The organism is Terrabacter terrae (assembly GCF_039529575.1).
Lineage (GTDB): Bacteria > Actinomycetota > Actinomycetes > Actinomycetales > Dermatophilaceae > Terrabacter > Terrabacter terrae.
Window position 1 is genome coordinate 745,867 of record NZ_BAAANB010000021.1, and the last position, 17,437, is coordinate 763,303.

20 protein-coding genes are annotated in these 17,437 nt (G+C 70.5%); 18 read left to right on the top strand and 2 right to left on the bottom strand.

Features of this window, described 5'->3' with window-relative positions; genetic code table 11:
• Nucleotides 1-610: hypothetical protein (locus ABD194_RS13575; protein ID WP_343992192.1), on the bottom strand; the 610-nt coding region annotated here is incomplete at its 3' end.
• A gap of 270 nt (nucleotides 611-880) precedes the next feature.
• On the opposite strand from ABD194_RS13575, the gene rpmE reads away from it, so the two are divergent.
• The 16 genes from rpmE to ABD194_RS13655 all read left to right on the top strand — a co-directional run bounded on the left by rpmE (nucleotide 881) and on the right by ABD194_RS13655 (nucleotide 16,058).
• A complete protein-coding gene (gene rpmE / locus ABD194_RS13580) occupies nucleotides 881-1,096 on the top strand; it encodes a 50S ribosomal protein L31 (RefSeq protein WP_142184528.1) in 216 nt (71 codons plus the stop codon).
• Between the two features lie 89 nt (nucleotides 1,097-1,185).
• Nucleotides 1,186-2,274 carry a peptide chain release factor 1 gene (gene prfA / locus ABD194_RS13585; protein WP_343992195.1) on the top strand — a complete coding sequence of 363 codons (1,089 nt, stop codon included), beginning with the start codon at nucleotides 1,186-1,188 and terminating at the stop codon, nucleotides 2,272-2,274.
• Nucleotides 2,271-3,155, top strand: a complete 885-nt coding sequence (gene prmC, locus ABD194_RS13590; protein ID WP_343992198.1) for a peptide chain release factor N(5)-glutamine methyltransferase — start codon at nucleotides 2,271-2,273, stop codon at nucleotides 3,153-3,155. The genes prfA and prmC overlap by 4 nt, the downstream gene beginning before the upstream one ends.
• Nucleotides 3,156-3,202: 47 nt before the next feature.
• The gene (locus tag ABD194_RS13595; RefSeq protein ID WP_343992200.1) at nucleotides 3,203-3,940 is read left to right on the top strand and encodes an L-threonylcarbamoyladenylate synthase; all 738 of its coding nucleotides are present in this window, start codon (nucleotides 3,203-3,205) and stop codon (nucleotides 3,938-3,940) included.
• A gap of 48 nt (nucleotides 3,941-3,988) precedes the next feature.
• Complete coding sequence (locus tag ABD194_RS13600) at nucleotides 3,989-5,266, top strand: serine hydroxymethyltransferase (RefSeq protein ID WP_343992202.1); 1,278 nt, start codon at nucleotides 3,989-3,991, stop codon at nucleotides 5,264-5,266.
• Between the two features lie 45 nt (nucleotides 5,267-5,311).
• Nucleotides 5,312-6,409 carry a glycosyltransferase family 4 protein gene (locus ABD194_RS13605; protein ID WP_343992204.1) on the top strand — a complete coding sequence of 366 codons (1,098 nt, stop codon included), beginning with the start codon at nucleotides 5,312-5,314 and terminating at the stop codon, nucleotides 6,407-6,409.
• 153 nt (nucleotides 6,410-6,562) lie between these two features.
• Entirely contained in the window at nucleotides 6,563-7,036 is a 474-nt protein-coding gene (locus ABD194_RS13610; protein ID WP_343992206.1) for a Cg1360 family ATP-synthase-associated protein, read from the top strand.
• A 14-nt stretch (nucleotides 7,037-7,050) separates the two neighbouring features.
• Nucleotides 7,051-7,374, top strand: a complete 324-nt coding sequence (locus ABD194_RS13615) for a hypothetical protein (RefSeq protein ID WP_343992208.1) — start codon at nucleotides 7,051-7,053, stop codon at nucleotides 7,372-7,374.
• A 175-nt stretch (nucleotides 7,375-7,549) separates the two neighbouring features.
• On the top strand, nucleotides 7,550-8,332 hold the full coding sequence (gene atpB / locus ABD194_RS13620; protein ID WP_343992210.1) for a F0F1 ATP synthase subunit A: 783 nt from the start codon (nucleotides 7,550-7,552) through the stop codon (nucleotides 8,330-8,332).
• A gap of 104 nt (nucleotides 8,333-8,436) precedes the next feature.
• On the top strand, nucleotides 8,437-8,646 hold the full coding sequence (atpE, locus tag ABD194_RS13625; protein WP_026863922.1) for an ATP synthase F0 subunit C: 210 nt from the start codon (nucleotides 8,437-8,439) through the stop codon (nucleotides 8,644-8,646).
• A 49-nt stretch (nucleotides 8,647-8,695) separates the two neighbouring features.
• A complete protein-coding gene (locus ABD194_RS13630; RefSeq protein ID WP_343992217.1) occupies nucleotides 8,696-9,274 on the top strand; it encodes a F0F1 ATP synthase subunit B in 579 nt (192 codons plus the stop codon).
• Nucleotides 9,274-10,086 (top strand): F0F1 ATP synthase subunit delta, encoded by an 813-nt coding sequence (locus ABD194_RS13635; protein WP_343992220.1) that lies wholly within the window; start codon nucleotides 9,274-9,276, stop codon nucleotides 10,084-10,086. The genes ABD194_RS13630 and ABD194_RS13635 overlap by 1 nt, the downstream gene beginning before the upstream one ends.
• 66 nt (nucleotides 10,087-10,152) lie before the next feature.
• Nucleotides 10,153-11,784, top strand: a complete 1,632-nt coding sequence (gene atpA, locus ABD194_RS13640) for a F0F1 ATP synthase subunit alpha (RefSeq protein ID WP_343992222.1) — start codon at nucleotides 10,153-10,155, stop codon at nucleotides 11,782-11,784.
• A gap of 146 nt (nucleotides 11,785-11,930) precedes the next feature.
• Nucleotides 11,931-12,869 (top strand): F0F1 ATP synthase subunit gamma, encoded by a 939-nt coding sequence (locus ABD194_RS13645; protein ID WP_343992224.1) that lies wholly within the window; start codon nucleotides 11,931-11,933, stop codon nucleotides 12,867-12,869.
• A gap of 27 nt (nucleotides 12,870-12,896) precedes the next feature.
• On the top strand, nucleotides 12,897-14,357 hold the full coding sequence (atpD, locus tag ABD194_RS13650) for a F0F1 ATP synthase subunit beta (protein ID WP_343992226.1): 1,461 nt from the start codon (nucleotides 12,897-12,899) through the stop codon (nucleotides 14,355-14,357).
• A gap of 189 nt (nucleotides 14,358-14,546) precedes the next feature.
• The gene (locus ABD194_RS13655; protein WP_343992228.1) at nucleotides 14,547-16,058 is read left to right on the top strand and encodes an NAD(P)/FAD-dependent oxidoreductase; all 1,512 of its coding nucleotides are present in this window, start codon (nucleotides 14,547-14,549) and stop codon (nucleotides 16,056-16,058) included.
• 83 nt (nucleotides 16,059-16,141) lie between these two features.
• On the opposite strand, the gene ABD194_RS13660 is transcribed toward ABD194_RS13655, so the two are convergent.
• Nucleotides 16,142-16,579, bottom strand: coding sequence for a DUF6918 family protein (locus ABD194_RS13660; RefSeq protein WP_343992230.1), 438 nt, complete (start codon nucleotides 16,577-16,579; stop codon nucleotides 16,142-16,144).
• Nucleotides 16,580-16,698: 119 nt separating this feature from the next.
• On the opposite strand from ABD194_RS13660, the gene ABD194_RS13665 reads away from it, so the two are divergent.
• Nucleotides 16,699-16,974: a F0F1 ATP synthase subunit epsilon gene (locus tag ABD194_RS13665; protein ID WP_343992232.1), complete on the top strand. Its 276-nt coding sequence runs from the start codon at nucleotides 16,699-16,701 to the stop codon at nucleotides 16,972-16,974.
• Between the two features lie 9 nt (nucleotides 16,975-16,983).
• Complete coding sequence (locus ABD194_RS13670; protein ID WP_343992234.1) at nucleotides 16,984-17,421, top strand: DUF2550 family protein; 438 nt, start codon at nucleotides 16,984-16,986, stop codon at nucleotides 17,419-17,421.
• The last annotated feature ends 16 nt before the right edge of the window (nucleotides 17,422-17,437 follow it).

Here is a 17,437-nt window from a genome sequence, read left to right on the forward strand (position 1 = left end):
GCACCGAACCGTCGTCGCCCGGGACGACGACGTGGTCGGCGTCGACGACGAGGAGGCGCTCCCCGACCTGCGAGCGGACGGGCAGCCGCACGTCGGTGCGCTCCCACCGGTCGGCCTTGGGCGTCTGGACGACGAGGGCGCGGTCGAGCACGCCGAGCACCGATGTGGTGGTGAGCACGGCAGAGGAGCGGTAGCGGGCCCGCGCGTCACGGTCGTCGGGCGTCTCGCTCCACGAGAAACGGCCGGGCCCTCCGGCGACGGGTTCGCCGACGAGCACGGCGTCGTCCGTGCCCTCCTTGGGGAACCCCACGACCTGGCCGCCGACCACCCCCAGCACCCCGGTCAGGTCGTCGGGGGTCGTGACGGCGCCGCTCGCGACCTGCACGAGATGGGTGGCGTGGCACCCCTCGAGGACGACGTAGCTGTTGCCGACGGTGGGTGAGCGTGAGACCAGGTCGGCGATCGTCGTGCTCCACCGCACCGTGCCCGAGGGGTCCGTCCCGGTGACGAAGCCCGCGCGTTCCGGCGGCACGTCCGGACAAGGGTCGAACGAGCAGGTGCTGTGGGTGCAGCCGGCGACCGCGAGCAGCATGACGAGGGCCGCGGCCACGCCCCCAGAGCTCCTTCGGCGCACGTCCGCCCCCTGTCCACGGTCTCCGGTGTCCTTCGCTGTGCCTCGTCGTCCTGGAGGACACCGTTGCCTCGGCGGATCGTTGCACGCGGAGGAAGCCGATGCGGGGAATGCCGTGCGCACCGGCTGCGTTTGGGAGGAGGTGCGCCTCTCTGGCACACTCTTCCTTCGGACCGGTTCACGGGAGAGCGGCTCCCCAGCGCGAGCAGCCATGACACCGACCCGGCCGACCACCTCGAGGAGACAACGTTGAAGAAGGACCTTCACCCCCAGTACGTCGAGACCACGGTGACCTGCACCTGTGGCAACACGTTCACCACGCGCAGCACCGAGACCTCCGGCAAGATCGCCGCGGACGTGTGCTCGCAGTGCCACCCGTTCTACACGGGCAAGCAGAAGATCCTCGACACCGGTGGCCGCGTGGCCCGGTTCGAGGCCCGTTACGGCAAGAAGGCCGCCAAGTAGGTCTCCCGCACGCCGGCTCCCACGACTTCGGTCGTCGGGGGCCGGCGTTCGTCGTACCCACCTCCGTTCCGCCACCCGAAGGGCCTTCCGTGCTGGAATCCGTGCAGTCGATCCTCGACGAGTACGCCGAGCTCGAGCAGCAGCTCGCCGACCCCGCGGTCCACGGTGACCAGGACCTCGTGCGCACCCTCAACAAGCGGTATGCCGCACTGGCTCCGACCGTCGCGGCGGCGCGTGAGTGGCAGGCCGCCGGCGACGACCTCGCCGCGGCCCGGGAGCTGGCCGGCGAGGACGAGTCGTTCGCCGAGGAGGTGCCGTCTCTCGAGGCGCGTCTGGCCGCGGCGCAGGAGCACCTGCGCCGGATGCTGGTGCCGCGCGACCCCGACGACGACCGTGACGTCATCCTCGAGGTCAAGGCCGGCGAGGGAGGCGACGAGTCCGCGCTCTTCGCCGGCGACCTGCTGCGGATGTACCTGCGCTACGCCGAGCAGCGCGGCTGGCGCACGGCCATCGAGGACGCCACCGAGAGCGACCTCGGCGGCTACAAGGACGTACGCGTCTCCGTCCGTTCCAAGGGCACCCCCGGCCTGGCGGAGGGCCCGTGGGCGCGGCTGAAGTACGAGGGCGGGGTGCACCGCGTGCAGCGGGTGCCCGTGACCGAGAGCCAGGGCCGCATCCACACCTCCGCCGCCGGCGTGCTCGTCATGCCCGAGGCCGAGGAGGTCGAGGTGACCATCGACCCGGGCGACCTGCGCATCGACGTCTACCGGAGCAGCGGTCCGGGCGGGCAGAGCGTCAACACGACCGACTCCGCCGTGCGCATCACGCACGTCCCGACCGGGCTCGTGGTGTCCTGCCAGAACGAGAAGTCGCAGCTGCAGAACAAGGAGGCCGCGATGCGGGTCCTTCGCGCCCGCCTGCACCAGATGGCCAAGGACGAGGCCGACGCCGAGGCGAGCGCCGCGCGTCGCTCCCAGGTGCGCACCGTCGACCGCTCCGAGCGCATCCGCACCTACAACTTCCCCGAGAACCGCATCTCCGATCACCGCACCGGCTACAAGTCCTACAACCTCGACGCCGTGCTCGACGGCGACCTCGACCCCGTCGTGCAGTCGGCGCTCGACGCCGACGAGGCCGCCAAGCTCGCCGCGCTCGCCGACGACGGCTCACGCCCGTGACGGAGGGCACGATCGACCTGCGCGTGGGCGTCCGGGGCGCGGCTGCGCGGCTGCGCGAGGCGGGGGTCGCCTCTGCCGACGTCGACGCCGTCGAGCTCGCGGCCCACGCCCTCGGGGTGGACGCCTCCGAGGTCCGTCGGCTCATGGTGCTCGGCGGCCGCACCCTTCCGAGCAGGTATGCCGTCCTCGTCGACGAGCGCGCGCGCCGGGTGCCGCTCCAGCACCTGACCGGCCGCGCCCACTTCCGCCGGCTCACCCTCTCGGTGGGGCCGGGTGTCTTCGTGCCGCGCCCCGAGACGGAGCTGCTCGTGGAGCTGGCGCTCGCCGAGGTGGACCGGGTGTCTGCATCTCGCGCGGATGCGCCGGTCCGGGTCGTGGACCTGTGCACCGGCTCCGGGGCGATCGCGCTGTCGGTCAAGGAGGAGCGGCCCGACGCGGAGGTCCGCGGCGTCGAGATCTCGCCCGACGCATACGCCTGGGCTGTGGCCAACCGCGACCGTCTCGCCCTCGACCTCGACCTCGTCGAGGGCGATGCCACCCAGCCGTGCTTCCCGGACTGGACGAACGGCGTCGACGTGGTCACGGTGAACCCGCCCTACATCCCTGTCGGCGCCGTGCCGCTCGACCCGGAGGTGCGCGACCACGACCCCGCGGTGGCGCTCTACGGCGGCAGCGAGGACGGACTGGCGATCCCGCTCGCCGTGGCGAGGGTGGCAGCCACGCTGCTCCGTCCCGGCGGCCTCGTCCTCCTCGAGCACGCGGACTCGCAGGGGGAGAGCCTGCCGCGCCGGCTGGCTGCGGCGGGTGGCTGGACCGACGTGGCCGACCACGACGACCTCTCCGGTCGCCCTCGGGTGACGACGGCCCGCCGCTCCCGCTGACCCGGACCTCCGACGGGCTTCCCAGCGCTCCCCAGTAGGCTCGGGGCGTGAGCGAGCGCTACGACTGCACCGATCCCGCCGGTCGAGCCGAAGGCATCCCGGCCGCCGCCGCCGCCGTCCGACGTGGCGAGATCGTGGTCCTCCCGACCGACACCGTCTACGGCATCGGTTGCGACGCCTTCGACGCCACCGCCGTCGCCTCGGTGCTCGCCGCGAAGGGCCGGGGACGCGACATGCCGCCGCCGGTGCTGATCCCCACCGCGCGCACCGCGCAGGGGCTGGCCACGCAGGTGCCCGACTACGCGCAGCGGCTCATGGAGAAGTTCTGGCCCGGGCCGCTGACCCTCGTGCTCAAGGCGCAGACGTCGTTGCACTGGGACCTCGGTGAGACCAACGGCACCGTGGCGCTGCGCGTCCCCGACCACGAGATCACCCTCGAGCTGCTCGGCGACATCGGCCCGATGGCCGTGACGAGCGCCAACACCACCGGCGACCCGGCGGCGCGCACGGCCGGCGAGGCGTCGGCCATGCTCGGCGAGTCGGTGGCGGTCTACCTCGACGGCGGCACGGCGGGGGAGGGGCAGCCCTCGACGATCATCGACTGCACCGGCGAGACGCCGGTGACCCTGCGCCTCGGTGCGCTCTCGCAGGCCGACGTCGACGCCGCCCTCGAGCCGGAGCCGCCCTTGGAGGCGCCCGCCCCCGAGGAGGAGCCACCCGCAGACGTACCGGCCGACGTGTCCACCGGCGAACGGCCGGCGGACGACCACGGCCCGACCCAATAGAGTTGGCCCGCGCTCGCGCCCCACTCCCGACCCACCCGGAGATCCTTCATGGCTGACGACACGTTCTACGGTTCCGACTTCGGCGCCCTGCAGTCCTTCGACCCGGACATCGCGGGAGTGCTCCTCTCCGAGCTGGACCGCATCCGCGGCGGCCTGCAGCTCATCGCGAGCGAGAACATCAGCTCGCCGGCCGTGCTGACGGCCCTGGGCTCGACGCTGTCCAACAAGTACGCCGAGGGCTACCCGGGCCGTCGCTACTACGGCGGCTGCTCCGAGGTCGACAAGGCCGAGACGATCGCCATCGAGCGGGCCAAGGCCCTCTTCGGCGCCGACCACGCGAACGTGCAGGCCCACTCGGGCGCCAGCGCGAACCAGGCCGTCTACGGCGCCTTCATGTCGCCCGGCGACACGATCCTCGCGATGGCGCTGCCGATGGGCGGCCACCTGACCCACGGCACGAAGGTCTCCTTCTCCGGCAAGTGGTTCAACGCCGTGCACTACGGCGTCGACCAGAAGACCGAGGACATCGACTACGACCAGGTCGAGGCGCTCGCCAGGGAGCACCGACCCAAGGTCATCTGCGCCGGCGGCTCGGCCATCCCGCGCCTGATCGACTTCGAGCGCTTCCGCGCCATCGCCGACGAGGTCGGCGCCATCCTCTGGGTCGACGCCGCGCACTTCATCGGGCTCGTCGCCGGCAAGGCGATCCCCTCCCCGGTGCCGTATGCCGACGTCGTGACCTTCACGACGCACAAGGTGCTGCGCGGCCCGCGCTCCGGCGCGCTCGTGTGCAAGGCCGAGCACGCCGCTGCCATGGACAAGGCGATCTTCCCGATGATGCAGGGCGGCCCGCAGATGCACACCATCGCGGCCAAGGCGGTCAACTTCAAGGAGGCCGCCACCCCCGAGTACGCCGAGTACGCCAAGGACGTCATCGCCAACAGCCAGCAGCTCGCGGCGAGCCTGCTCGAGCTCGGCATCCGTCCGACCACGGGCGGCACCGACACCCACCTGTCGCTGCTCGACCTGCAGGGGGTCGGCGTCACCGGCAAGGAGGCCGAGGAGCGGGCCGACGCGGCCGGCATCGTCCTCAACAAGAACGCCATCCCGTTCGACCCGCAGAAGCCCAACGTCGCCTCCGGCATCCGGGTGGGCACGCCGTCGGTGACGACCCAGGGGATGGGCCTGGAGGAGATGAAGCAGATCGCCTCCCTCATCCACCAGGCCGTGACCAAGGGCGACGCGGACCCCGAGCACGCGGTGAGCAAGCAGGTGCGCGCGGAGGTCACCGACCTCGTGACGCGCTTCCCGGCATACCCTCGCTGAAGAGCCCGTACGTCCCAGCGTCGGCTCCCGAGCGAAGGTCGGTAGGTGCACGAGTACGTCCTCGTCCTCATCGTGGCCGCGGCGGTCACGTACCTCGCCACACCCTTCGTGCGCAGCCTCGCCGTGGCGACGGGCGCGTTCACGGCGGTCCGTGAGCGCGACGTCCACAAGACGCCGATCCCGCGACTCGGGGGAGTGGGGATCTACATCGGCTTCGTCGCGGCGGCGCTGGTGGCGAGGGCGCTGCCCTACCTCGGCACGCTCTTCTCGACGAAGCAGATCCTCGGCGTCGTCGCGGCGGGCGGAATCGTGTGCCTGCTCGGGGCGTTCGACGACATCCGCGAGCTGGACTGGCTGACCAAGCTGGCCGGCCAGATGCTGGCAGCCGGCTTCATGGCGTACACCGGGGTGCAGCTGCTGTCCCTGCCGATCTTCGGCACGACGATCCTGCCCACGCCCGTGCTGGTGCTCTTCACCGTGCTCGTCGTGATCGCCTCGACCAACGCGGTGAACTTCATCGACGGCCTCGACGGGCTCGCGGCCGGCGTCGTGGGGATCGCCGCCTTCGCGTTCTTCATCTACAGCTACCTCGTGTCCCGCTCCTTCGTGCCGGCCAACGTCTTCTCGACGGCGACGTTCATCTGCGCCGCCCTGGTCGGCTGCTGCGCGGGCTTCCTGCCGCACAACTTCCATCCCGCGCGCCTGTTCATGGGGGACTCGGGGGCGCTCACGCTGGGGCTGCTGCTCTCGGCCGCCACGATCACCCTGACCGGCAACGTCGACCCGGGACAGGTCAGCTCCAACGACGTGTCCGCGGCCTTCCTGCCGATCCTCGTGCCGCTCGCCGTCCTGCTGCTCCCGCTGCTCGACATGCTGCTGGCCGTCGTGCGCCGCACGCGCGCCGGGAAGCGACCCTGGCACCCGGACGCGATGCACCTGCACCACCGCATGCTGAGGATCGGCCACGGCCACCGCCGGGCCGTGCTCATCCTCTACCTCTGGGCCGCCATCGTGGCCCTCGGTTCGGTGTCCTTCGTGATCTGGGACGGGCTGCGCCCGCTAGCGGTCGTGGGGGCGGCCGCGGCCATGGGGGTCGTGCTCACGGTCTGGCTCCCGCGGTGGAGGCCTTCTGAGCGCTTGTGATAGCATTCACAAGCACCTGAGGGCAGTCTGAGAAGGCCGCCGGAGGTGCTGAAAGTGCCCCTCGCACACCCCAGGTCCCGCGCCTCGACGAGTCCGCCGCAGCCTGGGAGAGCCACCGCACCACGCCTCCCGACCCACCCAGGCAGGTCCTCCTTGAGCGCCACACCGGCCGGCAACGCATCACAGTCCGATGCGTTCGCGCAGCTCCTCCGGGGCTCCCTGCTCCCGACGGCGGTCACCGGCCTCGTCTGCGTCGTCGTCGGCCTCTTCTCGAGCCCGAAGGCCGGCTGGTCGGCCGCGCTCGGCGCCGCGCTCGTCATCTTCTTCTTCAGCCTGACGCTCCTCGTCATGAAGCGCACGGCCGATCTGGCGCCGACCACGACGATGATGGTGGTGATGGCCACCTACACCCTCAAGGTGCTCGTGCTCGGCGTCGTGATGTTCGCGCTGCGCGACGTCGCGTGGGCCTCCGGCTACGCCATCGGGCTGTCCATCACGGTGTGCGCCGTGGTGTGGCTCTTCTTCGAGATGCGCGCCTACAAGCGCCTGCGGATCTTCGCGTACGACCCCGACGGTGAGGCCTCCCTCGACCGCCCGCCGAGGCCGGAGCCGCGTGATGAGCCGTGAGAGCGGAGACCGACATGAGCACACCGACGCCTCGCGATCCCGACGACGCGCGCCCCGACCGGGACCAGACCGGCGAGCCGCCAGTGCCCCCCGAGCCCACGGAGCCGACCGAGCCCACCGAGGAGGAGCGCCGGGAGCAGCTGCAGGCGTTCAACCGGCGCGAGCAGGACTCCGCCTGGCGGGCTGTCGCGTACCTGCTGACCGGACCGCTGGTCTACGGCGGGCTCGGCGCCCTCGCCGACCACTGGCTGGGCACGTCGTGGCTGGTCGGAGCCGGGATCGTGGGCGGGATGGCCTTGTCGCTATACCTCATCTGGTTCCGATACGGTACCCATTGAGCAGACTGCCGATCCTGACCTCCCGCGTGCGGCCGAGCACCGTGCCGCCGAACAGCGCCTCGCCCGCCGAGCTGCCGAACCGGGGTCAAGCCCTCGACCACGCCCCCTGCACTGCCCCTGAACTGCTGATGCCGCTGGCCGGCGCAAGCGCCCAGAACGTACGAAGGAGTAATCCGTGAGCATCGTTGCCGCCGCACCGACGGACTTCGAGGCCCCTGGAGTCAGCGAGTTCTGGCAGCCGCTGTTCGGCACCAGCGGTCCCTGGGCCATCACCCGCCCGATCCTGCTGATGGTCGCCTCGGCCATCCTGCTCGTCTGGTACCTCCTGGCGACGACGCGCAAGAAGGCGATCGTCCCGAGCCGCGGGCAGATGGCCACCGAGGCGGTCTACGGCCTGGTGCGCAACGGCATCGCCAAGGACCTCATCGGGTCCAAGGAGTTCCTCAAGTTCGTCCCGCTGCTGTTCTCGCTGTTCATGGTCATCCTCGTGAACAACGTGTTCGGCGTCCTGCCGCCCTTCAGCTACCCGACGATGAGCCGCATCGGCTTCCCGATCGCGCTCTCCCTGCTCGTCTGGGTCATCTTCCACGTCGTCGGCATGCGGAAGCACGGCTTCCTCGGCTACTGGAAGTCGCTCGTCCCCTCGGGCCTGCCCAAGGCGATGATCGGGCCGATCTTCATCCTCGAGCTCATCACCGACCTGTTCACGCGGCCGGTCACGCTCGCCCTGCGACTCTTCGGCAACATGTTCGCCGGCCACATCCTCATCGTGCTGTTCATCACCGGCGGCTGGTACATGCTCACCAACGGCGGCATCCTCGTCATCGCCGGCGGTGTCACGTGGATCTTCGCCTTCGTCATGACGCTCTTCGAGCTGCTGGTCGAGTTCCTGCAGGCCTACGTCTTCACCCTCCTCGCCGCGCTCTACATCGGCGGCGCCCTGGCCGACGAGCACTGACGGCCGCACCTACCAGCACGACCAGCTCCACCCGTTCCACCCACGCTTCACCAAGCCCCGCTGGTAACCGCCAGCGGGACCGACCAGAAGGAAATGGAATCAACATGACCGGCAACATCGCCATCCTCGGTTACGGCCTCTCCGCCATCGGCCCCGGTATCGGTGTCGGCCTGATCTTCGCCGCCTACATCAACGGCGTCGCTCGTCAGCCCGAGGCCCGCGGCATGCTCCAGCCGATCGCCTTCCTCGGCATGGCCATCACCGAGGCGCTCGCCATCTTCGGTATCGCGCTCGCGTTCGTCTTCAAGGCCTGACGCCCCCGGGCACTCCGAAGCTTCGTTCGTTTCTCTCTAGGAGACCCTCATGCAAGCAGTGACCGTGACCGCCGACGGCGGCGAGGGCGGCTTCTGGGCCACCGCGGCACCGATCATCCCGCACCCGCTGGAGTTCATCTTCGGCCTCGTGGTCTTCGCGATCCTCTACGTCATCGTGAAGCGCACGGTCGTCCCGCGTCTCGAGCAGATCTACGCCGAGCGCACGGCGGCCATCGAGGGCGGTATGAACAAGGCGGAGGAGGCCCAGGCGCAGGCCCAGGCCGCGCTCGAGCAGTACCAGGCGCAGCTCGTCGAGGCCCGCTCCGAGGCCGCCCGCATCCGCGAGGACGCCAAGGCCCAGGGCGCCCAGATCCTCGCCGAGATGCGCGAGCACGCGGCGTCCGAGGCGGCCCGGATCACCGAGACGGCGCACAAGCAGATCGAGGCCGAGCGCCAGCAGGCGGTCGTCTCGCTCCGTGGTGACGTGGGCCGCATCTCCACCGACCTGGCGAGCCGCATCGTCGGCGAGTCCCTCCACGAGGAGACCCGCCAGAAGGGCATCGTCGAGCGCTTCCTCGCCGAGCTCGAGTCGGGCGACGTCGTCCGTGAGAAGGTCGGGGACCGCTGATGCAGGGACCCTCACGCGCAGCAGCGGCGGCGAGCCGCGGGGTCTTCACCGGCGTGCTCGCGGCCGGTGTCGACCGTGCGCGGCTGGCCGAGGAGCTCTTCGCGGTCGTCGGCGTGATCGACGGCAGCGCGACCCTGCGTCGCGCCGTCGCCGACCCCTCGCGCGAGGGGGCGCACAAGGCCCAGCTCGCGGAGCGGCTCTTCTCGGGCAAGGTCAGCGCCGAGGCGCTCGTCGTGCTCAAGGGCGTCTTCACGCAGCGGTGGAGCTCGGAGCGCGACCTCTCCGACACCCTCGAGTCGTATGCCGTCGAGGCCGTCATCGCCGAGGCCGAGGTCGCGGGCCGTGCCGACCGGCTCGAGGACGAGCTGTTCCGTTTCGAGCGGATCGTCGCCGCCGACCCGGCCCTGCGCGCGGCGCTGTCCGACACGCAGGCGCCGGCGGACAAGCGGGGCGACCTCGTGTCGTCGCTGCTGCGCGACAAGGTCACGCCCGAGACCCTCGTGCTGGCCCGCCAGGCGGTGGTCGCTCCGCGCGGTCGTCGCTTCGACCGGGTCGTGGAGCACTACCTCGAGACGGCCTCGAGCCGCCGCGAGCAGCAGACGGCCGTCGTCACCTCGGCCGTCCCGCTCACCGACGACGACCGCGCCCGCCTCGCGGCGGGGCTCGCCGCCCTCTACGGCGGCACGGTCCACGTCAACACCGTCGTCGACCCCCGGGTCCTGGGCGGGGTCAAGGTCGAGATCGGTGACGAGGTCATCGACGGGACCGTCATCCGCAAGCTCGACGCGGCCCGCCGGGCCATGGGCGCCTGAGGCGTCCACCACCAGCTGTGAACAACCACCGGCCCTTGCGGGTCGAAACCGAGGAGAAGATCTGACATGACGGAGCTTTCGATCCGTCCGGAGGAGATCCGGGACGCACTGGACTCGTTCGTCCAGTCCTACGAGCCCGGCGCGGCCTCCCGCGAAGAGGTCGGCCGCGTCACCGACGCCGGTGACGGCATCGCTCACGTCGAGGGTCTGCCCTCGGCCATGACCAACGAGCTGCTCCAGTTCGAGGACGGCACGCTGGGCCTCGCGCTCAACCTCGACGTCCACGAGATCGGGGTCGTCGTCCTCGGTGACTTCGCGGGCATCGAGGAGGGCCAGACCGTCAAGCGCACGGGCGAGGTCCTCTCCGTCCCGGTGGGCGACGCCTTCCTGGGTCGGGTCGTGGACCCGCTCGGCAACCCGATCGACGGGCTCGGCGACATCCAGAGCAGCGAGCGGCGTGCGCTCGAGCTGCAGGCGCCCAACGTCGTCCAGCGCAAGTCGGTGCACGAGCCCCTCCAGACCGGAATCAAGTCGATCGACGCCATGACGCCGATCGGGCGCGGCCAGCGCCAGCTGATCATCGGCGACCGCCAGACCGGCAAGACCACGGTCGCGATCGACACGATCATCAACCAGAAGCGCAACTGGGAGTCCGGCGACCCCGACGCCCAGGTCCGCTGCATCTACGTCGCCATCGGCCAGAAGGGCTCGACCATCGCGTCGGTCCGCGGCACCCTCGAGGAGGCCGGCGCGCTCGAGTACACCACGATCGTCGCCGCCCCCGCGTCGGACTCGGCGGGCTTCAAGTACCTCGCCCCCTACACCGGTTCGGCCATCGGCCAGCACTGGATGTACCAGGGCAAGCACGTCCTCATCGTCTTCGACGACCTGAGCAAGCAGGCCGAGGCCTACCGCGCCGTGTCGCTGCTGCTGCGCCGTCCGCCGGGCCGCGAGGCCTACCCGGGCGACGTCTTCTACCTGCACAGCCGCCTCCTCGAGCGCTGCGCGAAGCTCTCCGACGACCTGGGCCACGGCTCGATGACCGGCCTGCCGATCATCGAGACGAAGGCGGGTGACGTCTCGGCGTACATCCCGACCAACGTCATCTCCATCACCGACGGCCAGATCTACCTGCAGGCCGACCTCTTCAACGCCAACGTCCGACCGGCCATCGACGTGGGCGTCTCGGTCTCCCGAGTCGGCGGCGCCGCGCAGATCAAGGCGATGAAGTCGGTCGCCGGTCGTCTCAAGCTCGACCTCGCGCAGTTCCGCGCCATGGAGGCGTTCGCCATGTTCGCCTCCGACCTCGACCCCGCGTCGCGGGCCCAGCTCGCCCGTGGTGCGCGCCTCGTCGAGCTGCTCAAGCAGCCGCAGAGCTCGCCCTACCCCGTCGAGGAGCAGGTCGTCTCGATCTGGACCGGCACGACCGGCCGGCTCGACGACGTCGCCGTCGAGGACGTCCGCAACTTCGAGCAGGAGCTGCTCGAGACGCTGCGTCGCGAGGGCCGCATCCTGCAGACCATCCGCGAGACCCTCAAGCTCGACGACGACACCGAGACGGCCCTGGCCAAGGTGGTCGACGAGGTCAAGTTCACCTTCCGGGGCACCGGTCGGGACGGTCTCGAGGCGGGCAACGAGGAGTTCGACGAGATCGCCGACGACCAGATCACCCAGGCGCAGATCGTCAAGCAGAAGTAACCGGGCACGGGGCTGCACGCCCCGTGCCCCCGGGGCGCCCGCTCGGCTGGGCGGGCGCTCCGGGGCAGCCCAACGGCATACGGCATCGGGGTAGACCCGATCCACCCCACGAACGCAGACTTACGACATCAAGAGAGGCGGAGCACATGGGAGCGCAGATGCGGATCTACCGCCAGCGCATCAAGTCCGTCAACTCCATCAAGAAGATCACCAACGCGATGGAGCTGATCGCCGCCGCCCGCGTCGTCAAGGCCCGCCAGCGGGCCACCGAGGCGATGCCGTACACGACCGCGCTGACCCGCGCCGTGTCGGCGGTGGCGACCAACACGAACGAGGACCACCCGCTGACGACGGCGAAGGAGACCGCCACGCGGGCCGGCGTCGTCGTCATCACGGCTGACCGCGGACTTGCCGGTGCCTACTCCGTCGCGGCGATCAAGGAGAGCGCGGAGCTGATCTCGCGCCTGACCGCCGAGGGCAAGGAGGTCGTGCCCTACCTCGTCGGTCGCAAGGCCGTGAGCTACTACAAGTTCCGCAAGCGCCCCTACGCGGCCGAGTGGACGGGCTTCTCCGACGCCCCGACGTTCGAGAACGCGAAGGAGATCGCCGACCGGATCACCGCAGACTTCCTCAAGGACACGGCCGAGGGCGGGCACGACGAGATCCACGTCGTCTTCACCCGGTTCCGTTCCATGGTCCGGCAGGACCCGCACGTGCTGCGCCTGCTGCCCCTCGAGGTCGTCGAGGCCGACGAGGCCGGCCACGACGAGAGCCTGGACCTCAGCGTGCACCACTACGAGGAGGGCCAGATCCCGCCGGAGTACTCCTTCGAGCCGAGCGCCGCCGAGGTCCTCGACCTGCTGCTGCCGAAGTACGTCCGCAACCGGATCTACACCGCCCTGCTCAGCTCGGCGGCGTCCGAGCTCGCCGCCCGCCAGCGCGCGATGAAGTCGGCGACCGACAACGCGACGGAGCTGATCAAGACCTACCAGCGCCTCGCCAACCAGGCCCGCCAGGCCGGCATCACCCAAGAGATCAGCGAAATCGTGGGCGGCGCCAACGCCCTCGCCGACGCCCAGAAGTAACGCCCACAGGTAAGGAAGCAGACCACCATGACTGCAACTGTCAGCGACACCACGTGGACGGCCCCGCCCGCGGGCGGCGTCGGACGCATCTCCCGCATCATCGGCCCGGTCGTCGACGTCGAGTTCCCCGTCGAGGCCATGCCCGAGCAGTACAACCTGCTCACGACCGAGGTCACCCTCTCCGGCGAGACGAAGAACCTCAACCTCGAGGTCGCCCAGCACATCGGCGACAACATGGTCCGCGCCATCTCGCTCCAGCCGACCGACGGCCTCGTGCGCGGCTCCGTCGTGCAGGACACCGGCGGCCCGATCACCGTCCCTGTCGGCGACGTGACGCTGGGCCACGTGTTCAACACGACCGGCGAGTGCATGAACCTCACCGAGGGCGAGACGCTCCAGGTCAAGGAGCGGTGGGGGATCCACCGCAAGGCCCCGGCCTTCGACCAGCTCGAGTCCAAGACCACGATGTTCGAGACGGGCATCAAGGTCATCGACCTGCTCACCCCGTACGTCCAGGGTGGCAAGATCGGCCTCTTCGGTGGTGCCGGTGTCGGCAAGACGGTGCTCATCCAGGAGATGATCGCCCGTGTCGCCCGTGACCACGGTGGTGTGTCGGTGTTCGCCGGCGTGGGTGAGCGCACCCGTGAGGGCAACGACCTCATGGTCGAGATGGAGGAGGCGGGCGTCCTCGGGCAGACCGCCCTCGTGTTCGGCCAGATGGACGAGCCGCCGGGCACGCGCCTTCGCGTCGCCCTGTCGGCGCTGACGATGGCGGAGTACTTCCGCGACGTCCAGAAGCAGGACGTGCTGCTGTTCATCGACAACATCTTCCGCTTCACGCAGGCCGGCTCGGAGGTCTCCACCCTCCTCGGCCGTATGCCGTCCGCCGTGGGCTACCAGCCCAACCTCGCCGACGAGATGGGCACGCTCCAGGAGCGCATCACCTCCACGCGTGGTCACTCGATCACCTCGATGCAGGCGATCTACGTGCCGGCCGACGACTACACCGACCCGGCCCCGGCCACGACGTTCGCGCACCTCGATGCGACGACCGAGCTGTCCCGTGACATCGCGTCGATGGGTATCTACCCCGCCGTCGACCCGCTCACCTCGACCTCGCGAATCCTCGACCCGCGCTACGTGACGCAGGAGCACTACAGCACCGCGGTGCGCATCCGCTCGATCCTGCAGCGCAACAAGGAGCTGCAGGACATCATCGCGATCCTCGGTATCGACGAGCTCTCCGAGGAGGACAAGATCCTCGTCAACCGGGCCCGTCGCATCCAGCGCTTCCTGTCGCAGAACACCTACGTCGCGAAGCAGTTCACGGGCATCGAGGGCTCCACCGTTCCGCTGTCCGACACGATCGAGGCGTTCACCAAGATCGCCGACGGCGAGTACGACCACGTCGCCGAGCAGGCCTTCTTCATGTGCGGTGGCCTCGACGACGTCGAGCGCCAGTGGGCCGACATCCAGAAGAACCTCTGACCGGTCTCTGACGAGAGCGGTTCGACACTCCCGAGGCGGGGAGGTGCCCTGGTGGGGCGCCTCCCCGCCTCGTCGTATCCGGGCTCTTCGCGTCACCGGCGGGCATGCGGGTACGCCTCCCAGTGTTGGCACAGATGAACGACGTCAGCGCCGACGGGACCAGCACCTCCACCCAGCCCAAGGAGAATCGTGAGCACGTCCACCCAGCAGGCCCCCCGCCATCGGGTCGTGGTGATCGGATCGGGTTTCGGCGGGTTGTTCAGCACACAGCGGCTGAAGCGAGCCGACGTCGACGTCACCCTGATCGCCCGGACCTCCCACCACCTCTTCCAGCCGCTGCTCTACCAGGTGGCCACCGGCATCCTGTCCGAGGGCGAGATCGCCCCCTCGACGCGTGAGGTGCTGCACAACCAGCCCAACGCCACGGTCCTGCTCGGCGAGGTGACCGACATCGACCTGGTGGCGCGGACGGTGACGCACACGACCGTCGGGCGCGAGACCGTCACGCCGTACGACTCCCTCATCGTGGCTGCCGGGGCCGGCCAGTCCTGGTTCGGCAACGACCAGTTCGCCCGGCACGCCCCCGGCATGAAGTCCATCGACGACGCCCTCGAGCTGCGCGGCCGGATCTTCGGCTCGTTCGAGCTGGCCGAGCTGGCCTCGACGCAGGCCGAGATCGACCGCCTCATGACGTTCGTCGTCGTCGGGGCCGGACCCACGGGCGTCGAGATGGCGGGGCAGATCTCGGAGCTCGCCAAGCGCACGCTGCGCCGCGACTTCCGGCGGATCGACCCCACCAAGGCGAGGGTCATCCTCCTCGACGCGGCTCCCGCGGTGCTCGGCTCGTTCGGCGAGAAGCTGGGGGAGCGGGCGGTCGAGCGACTCACGGACATGGGCGTCGAGGTGCGCCTCGGTGCCAAGGTCGTCGACGTCGACTCCACCGGCATCGAGGTCGAGCACCAGGACGGCCGACGCGAGCGCATCGAGTCGGTGTGCAAGGTGTGGGCGGCCGGGGTGAGCGCCTCGCCGCTGGGGCGCCAGCTGGCCGACCAGACGGGCGCCCAGCTCGACCGCGCCGGCCGCATCGCCGTCCAGGACGACCTCACCCTCCCGGGGCACCCGGAGGTGTTCGTGGTCGGCGACATGATGTCGCTGAACCGGCTCCCCGGAGTGGCGCAGGTGGCGATCCAGGGCGGGCGCTACGCCGCCGAGCAGATCATGCGGCGCCTCGACGGCCGCGAGCCCAAGGGCCCGTTCGAGTACTTCGACAAGGGCTCCATGGCCACGATCTCGCGGTTCTCAGCCGTGGCATCGGTCGGCAAGGCGCAGTTCAGCGGCTTCTTCGCCTGGGTGTTGTGGCTCGCGGTGCACCTCGTCTACATCATCGGCTTCAAGCACCGCATCACCACGCTGCTGCACTGGGTGGTGACCTTCATCGGTCGCGGTCGCTCCGAGCGCGTGGTCACCGAGCAGCAGGTGTTCGCCAGACAGGCCATCGCCGACCTCGGCGACGAGTTCGGCCCTGAGCTGCCGCGCCTGGCCCACGACCGCCCACACGAGCAGGCGGACCTGCTCGACGCGGGCCCGGGCGCCCAGGCCCAGGCCGCTGCTCGGGCGCAGGGCGTCCCCGCCCCGGCGGCACAGGCGCAGGCCGGTGCGCGACAGGCACCCGCTCCCGCGGAGCGTCCTCGCGCGGACTGAGCCCCGCCTGCCCTCGTCTGTCCCCGTGTGCGGCGGGGCCGGGTCGCATGACGCGGCCCCCGCCGCATACGTGTTCGGGGTCGTCAGCGGACGAGGCGCTCCACGGCCGCACCCAGGCGCGGCAGGGCGGCCACCACGTGGTCCTTGGCCTTGCCCCGCAGGGAGCCGTACACCTTGGCCGCGGAGGCGTGCGACGTGCTCGCCGCCCTGGCGTCCGTCACGGCGAGCAGGGCGTCGGCCACGGTCTCGGGCTGCGAGGCCAGGTGGTCGCCGAAGGGACGGTCGCCCTTCGTGGCCCAGAAGGGGTCGAGGGCCGTGGCGAACTGCGGGAGCAGACGGTCGGTGGCGCGCTGCACGAAGCCCCCGCCGAGCTTCTTGACGGTGGCGTAGCCGGCCTTGACGGCGACACCGCCGATCCCGGACTTGTCGGCCACCTCGGCGTCGACGACGTCGGTGAGGGCCGTGACGGCCACGGGCCGGCGCGACGGTTCGAGGAGGGCCTCGGAGACGGTGGTGCTCATGGTCGGGACTCCTTGTGGAGGGTCGGGAAGCGGGGTCGGCGAAGCCGGACCCCGCGCGTTCGGAGCATCCTGCCAGAGGCACTAAACTCGGCGGCACACCCCCACGATCCGGAGGAAACGTGAGTTCGCTCAAGGTTGAGATGGTTGCCGCCGACCGGAAGGTCTGGGAGGGCGAGGCCAAGTTCGTACGCGCCCGGTCCATCTCCGGTGAGCTCGGCATCCTGCCCGGCCACACCCCGCTGCTCGGCGTGCTCGTCGAGGGCGAGGTCTCCATCGAGTCGCTCGAGGGCGAGCGCCGCACGGTGATGGTCGACGGTGGCTTCCTCTCCGTCGACTCCGACGTGGTGACGATCGTCGCCGAGCACGTCGACGCCTCGTCGCTCCAGGCCAACTGAGGTCGCCGCGTGCCGTCCGCTCTGATCTCCACCGAGGTCGTGATCGGCACGCTGCTGGTGGCCGCGGTGGTCGTCCTCGCGACGACCTACCTGCGCCGCCGCTACATCGCCAGGGGCCTGCCGCTGACGCTCTGCGGCCTACGCCGGGCCGGCACCGAACGTTGGCGCCTCGGCCTCATCCGCTTCGGCGACAACGCCCTCGAGTGGTACACCCTCGGGGGCGTCTCCCTGCGCCCCAAGCGGCGTTGGCTGCGCCAGCGGCTGCTCCTCGAGGCGCCGCTGCTGCTGCAGGGGGCCGACTCGATCCCGCTGCTGCCGGGCGCGAGCCGGGTGCCGTGCAGCGACGGCGACCACCGCTTCGACCTCGCCCTGCAGGGGCCTGCCTACACCGCGCTGCGGTCCTGGCAGGAGGCCTCGCCTCCGGGCTACAACGTCAACGTCGCCTGACTCGGACGCCTCATGG

Coding starts and splice junctions, on each gene's coding strand:
- ABD194_RS13615 (WP_343992208.1), top strand. CDS start 7,051: ATGAGCACACCGACGCCTCGCGATCCCGACGACGCGCGCCCCGACCGG.
- ABD194_RS13600 (WP_343992202.1), top strand. CDS start 3,989: ATGGCTGACGACACGTTCTACGGTTCCGACTTCGGCGCCCTGCAGTCC.
- ABD194_RS13645 (WP_343992224.1), top strand. CDS start 11,931: ATGGGAGCGCAGATGCGGATCTACCGCCAGCGCATCAAGTCCGTCAAC.
- atpA (WP_343992222.1), top strand. CDS start 10,153: ATGACGGAGCTTTCGATCCGTCCGGAGGAGATCCGGGACGCACTGGAC.
- ABD194_RS13660 (WP_343992230.1), bottom strand. CDS start 16,579: ATGAGCACCACCGTCTCCGAGGCCCTCCTCGAACCGTCGCGCCGGCCC.
- ABD194_RS13630 (WP_343992217.1), top strand. CDS start 8,696: ATGCAAGCAGTGACCGTGACCGCCGACGGCGGCGAGGGCGGCTTCTGG.
- atpD (WP_343992226.1), top strand. CDS start 12,897: ATGACTGCAACTGTCAGCGACACCACGTGGACGGCCCCGCCCGCGGGC.
- atpE (WP_026863922.1), top strand. CDS start 8,437: ATGACCGGCAACATCGCCATCCTCGGTTACGGCCTCTCCGCCATCGGC.
- ABD194_RS13635 (WP_343992220.1), top strand. CDS start 9,274: ATGCAGGGACCCTCACGCGCAGCAGCGGCGGCGAGCCGCGGGGTCTTC.